At 65.3% G+C, this 4,196-nt stretch carries 4 protein-coding genes; 1 reads left to right on the top strand and 3 read right to left on the bottom strand.

What is annotated here, in order from left to right:
- Both ABZD10_RS14035 and ABZD10_RS14030 read right to left on the bottom strand, forming a co-directional pair.
- The coding region (locus ABZD10_RS14035) for an FAD-dependent oxidoreductase (RefSeq protein ID WP_372887405.1) at window positions 1-1,705 on the bottom strand (1,705 nt) is incomplete at its 3' end.
- 10 nt (window positions 1,706-1,715) lie between these two features.
- Window positions 1,716-3,281: a trimethylamine methyltransferase family protein gene (locus ABZD10_RS14030; protein WP_372887403.1), complete on the bottom strand. Its 1,566-nt coding sequence runs from the start codon at window positions 3,279-3,281 to the stop codon at window positions 1,716-1,718.
- A 110-nt stretch (window positions 3,282-3,391) separates the two neighbouring features.
- Here ABZD10_RS14030 and ABZD10_RS14025 point away from each other — a divergent pair, with 110 nt between their 5' ends.
- Window positions 3,392-4,012, top strand: coding sequence for a TetR/AcrR family transcriptional regulator (locus ABZD10_RS14025; RefSeq protein ID WP_372887402.1), 621 nt, complete (start codon window positions 3,392-3,394; stop codon window positions 4,010-4,012).
- 7 nt (window positions 4,013-4,019) lie between these two features.
- On the opposite strand, the gene ABZD10_RS14020 is transcribed toward ABZD10_RS14025, so the two are convergent.
- Window positions 4,020-4,196, bottom strand: a 177-nt coding sequence (locus ABZD10_RS14020; protein ID WP_372887406.1) for an amidohydrolase family protein, incomplete at its 5' end; no start/stop codon positions are given.

The raw sequence follows: 4,196 nt of genomic DNA, 5'->3' as shown, positions 1-4,196 counted from the left end.
GCGTATCCTTGTCCTGAAGCGCCCGCATATAGGGCACGAGGTTCATCGCCATTATGTCCGGAGCCAACATTCTGTCCGGAGTCATCACTTCGACGCGGGCCCCGGAATTGGCGGTGATTTCCGCCGCCATCAGCCCCGGATGATCGCCGCTTTCGTCATAGATCAACACGTTGCGACCCGGAGCTACATCGCCCGAAATCAGATCCCAGCTGGTGACAACCAGCTCCTGCTGCTTGCCGGATTCGAACAATTCGGTGTTTGGCAGCCCTCCGGTGGCGACAATCACCACATCCGGGTTCAGCGCCGTTACATCCGCCGCTTCGGCCCAGGTGTTGAAATGAAAGGTGACGTCGCGGGCCGCGCATTGCGCCATGCGCCAGTCGATGATCGAGATCATCTCGCGGCGGCGCGGGTTCTGCGCCGTGAGCCGGATCTGACCGCCGGGATCGGGCTGGGCCTCGAAGACAGTGACGTCATGGCCGCGCTCGGCCGCCACGCGCGCGGCTTCAAGCCCGGCCGGGCCGGCGCCGATGATCACCACCTTTTTCTTCACCTCGGCCGGGGCAATGTCATGCGGCATGGTCAGCTCGCGGCCCGTCGCCGCGTTGTGCAGGCACAGGGCGTCGCCGGCCTGATAGATCCGGTCGAGACAATAGGTGGCGCCGACGCAGGGGCGGATGTCGTCCTCGCGCCCCTCGATGATCTTCCTGACGATATGCGGATCGGCCATATGGGCGCGGGTCATGCCGACCATGTCCAGCAGCCCCGAGGCCACGGCGTGGCGCGCGGTGGCGACATCGGGGATCTTGGCGGCGTGGAAGGTCGGCATTCCGGTCGCCTTCCTGACCTCGCCGGCGAAATCCAGATGCGGCGCATTGGCCATGCCCTGCACCGGGATCACGTCGGTCATCGCCGGGTCGGTGTGGATGCGGCCACGGATCACGTTGAGGAAATCCACCATGCCGCTGGCGGCCAGCCGCTTGGAAATCTCGATCCCCTCTTCGGGGGTGATGCCGCCGGCCGCGGCCTCGTCGGCCGTATAGCGCAGGCCGACAATGAACTCGTCGCCGACGCGCTCGCGGATGGCGCGCAGAACGTCCATCGGGAACTGCAGCCGGCTCTCGAGACTCTGGCCGCCATAGGGCCCGTCGAGATCATTGGTCAGCGGCGACCAGAACTGGTCGAGCAGATGGCCGTAGACCTGCAGTTCGACCCCGTCCATGCCACCTTCCTTCATGCGTTCGGTGGCATCGGCGAAATCCTTGATGATACGGGTGATATCCCAGTCTTCGGCCAGTTTCGGAAAGGCCCGGTGCGCCGGTTCGCGGTGTTTGGATGACGACACCGACGGCAGCCAGTTACCCTTGTTCCAGCCGGTGCGGCGGCCCAGATGGGTGAGCTGGATCATCACCGCCGCGCCATGTTCATGCACCGCGTCGGTGAGGTTGCGGATCCAGGGCACCACCTCGTCCTTGTAGGCAAGGATGTTGTTGAACACCGGCGGGCTGTCCTTGCTGACGGCGGCCGAACCGGCGGTCATGGTCAGCGCCACCCCGGCCTTGGCACGCTCGGCGTGATAGGCCGCATAGCGTTCCTTGGGCATGCCGTCTTCGGGATAGGCCGGCTCGTGGCTGGTGGTCATGATGCGGTTGCGCAGCGTCAGGTGTTTCAGCTGATAGGGCTGCAGCAGCGGATCTTTCGACATCACGGTCTCCTCAATACCAGGCGTCGGCCGTCGCGGCCTTTTTGCGGGCGATGAAATCCTTCAGCGCCTCGTCGGTTGCCTCATCCAGATGCGGCGCCTCATAGGCCGCCAGCGTGTCCTTCCAACGTTGGTTGGCGCGCTGCGCGGCGTCAATGCTGCCCTGCTCTTCCCAGGTCTCGAAGGGCAGATCGTCGTTGAGCCCGGAATCCCAATAGGCGGTCTCGTAATGGCGCAGGGTGTGGTCGGTGCCGAACATGTGTTCGCCCGGCCCGTTCTGGGCCAGCGCCTCGAAGCCAAGCGTGTCCTCGGTGACCTCGAGCCCCTTGAGATAGGCATGCAGCGCGCCGCACATGTCGGTGTCCATGACGAATTTCTCGTAGGACATCGACAGCAGCCCGTCGACGAAACCGGCCGAGTGCAGGATGTAGTTGGCCCCGCCCTGCACCGCCGACATCATCGACATCATCGCCTGCTGCATGGCCTGCCCGTCGGGGCGTTTGGAGGTCGAGAAATTGCCGGCGCAGCGCAGCGGCATCTCGAGGCGGCGCGCCAATTGCCCCATGACCAGCGAGCCCAGCGCCGGTTCCGGCGTGCCGAAGGTCGGCGAGCCCGAGCGCAGCGACATCGACGACAGGAACCCGGCCAAAACGGCGGGCGCGCCGGGGCGCACCAGCTGGGTCAGCGCGCAGGAGGCCATGGATTCGGCGAGGCACTGCGCCACCGCCCCGGCCATGGTCAGCGGCGACACCGCCCCGCCCAAGAGGAACGGCAGGTGGATCGAGCCCTGCCCGGCCTCGGCATAGGTGCGGATGCCTTCGGTGGTGACACCGTCCAGCACCAAGGGCGAGGTGGTGTTGAAATTGCCCATGATGACGCAGTTCTTGTCGACGAAATCGCTGCCGAACAGGATGCGGCACATCTCGATACTGTCGGCGGCGCGCTCGGGCGCGGTGATCGAACCCAGAAAGGCGCGGTCGGAATAGCGGATATGGGCATAGACCATGTCCAGATGGCGCTTGTTGACCGCAATATCGGTGGGCTCGCAGATGGTGCCGCCGGAATGGTGCAGCCAGGGCGAGGACTGGCCCAGTTTCACAAGGTTCTCGAAATCGGCGATGGTGCCATAGCGCCGCCCGTTGTCCAGATCCATCACGAAGGGCGAGCCGTAGGAAGGCGCGAAGACCATGGCGTCGCCGCCGATCTCGACGCTGTTGGCCGGGTTGCGCGCGTGCTGGGTGAAGCGGGCCGGCGCGGTTTTCAGGATCTCGCGCAGCATGCCCGGTTCGAACTTGAGGTTCCAAGCCTCGGAGGACAGTTCGGTGACCTTGGCCCCAGCGGCGCGGTAGAGCGCCATCGCCTCGGCGTCTTCGCGCAGCTCGATGCCGATCTCGGCCAGAATGCGGTCGGCGGTGGCCTCGATCCGCTGCAGGCTTTCCTCGTCCAAAAGATCCAGAGTCGGGATGCGGCGGGTGATATAGGGTACCCGCAGATGCAGGTTTTCACCGGGCACCGCCGAGCGCGCGGGTTTCGAAGAGCTGCGCCGGGAGCGGCGCTGACGGGTCTTGGCTTCGACCATGATGGCTATCCTGACAGGGTTGGAGTCTTGGTATCGACACTCATGTTGCCTGACTCGACACATGTGTCAATATTCTTGTATGTCGCTTTTCGGACTGCTATGACGCGAACATGCAAAACGGGCAGAAAAAACGTGACTCCGAGGCCGCCTGGTTGGCGGCGGCCTATGACATTCTCACCGAAAGCGGAGTCGAGGCGGTGAAGGTGATGCCGCTGGCCAAGCGGCTGGGCCTGTCGCGCAGCGGCTTCTACTGGCATTTCCGCGACCGCGACGCGCTGCTCGAGGCGATGGTGACGCGCTGGGAGGAAAAGAACACCGGCAATCTGGTGGCGCGCTGCGAGGCCTTTGCCGACAGTATCGTCGAGGCGGTGTTCAACCTGTTCGACTGCTGGCTGGACGCGGATCTATTCGACGCCCGGCTGGATCTGGCGATCCGCAACTGGGCCCGCAACGATGCCGACCTGCAAGGCCGGCTCGACCGCGCCGACCGGCTGCGCTGCGAGGCGTTGACGGCAATGTTCCTGCGCTATGACTATACGCCGGAACAGGCCCATACCCGGGCGATGACCGCGATCTATACCCAGATCGGCTATATCTCGATGCAGGTGAACGAACCGCCGCAGGCCCGGATCGCGCGCATGCCCGACTATGTCGAGGTGTTCACCGGGGTGCGCCCCAAGGCGGCGGATGTGCAGCGGTTCACCTCGCGCCATGCCGGGGCACGGGGCTGAGCCGCCCTCAGCCGACCGGCCTGCCGCCCTGCCAGACCCGGCGCAACCGCCCTTCTGCGTCGAGGTGGAGCAAATCGGCGCGGCAGCCCGGCGCCAAACGGCCGATGTCGGCGCGCCCGATCAGCTCGGCCGGGATCCGCGTCGCCATCGCCATGGCGGTTTCGGGCTCGGTGCCGCCGCAGGC

It is taken from the genome of Shimia sp., assembly GCF_041624275.1.
GTDB lineage: Bacteria > Pseudomonadota > Alphaproteobacteria > Rhodobacterales > Rhodobacteraceae > Shimia.
Note: the sequence above shows the minus strand (reverse complement) of the source record. Positions and strands in the feature narration are given on the sequence as shown.

Bases quoted from the DNA above. Each gene is read 5' to 3' on its own strand.
- ABZD10_RS14030 (WP_372887403.1), bottom strand. From the start codon at position 3,281: ATGGTCGAAGCCAAGACCCGTCAGCGCCGCTCCCGGCGCAGCTCTTCG.
- ABZD10_RS14025 (WP_372887402.1), top strand. From the start codon at position 3,392: ATGCAAAACGGGCAGAAAAAACGTGACTCCGAGGCCGCCTGGTTGGCG.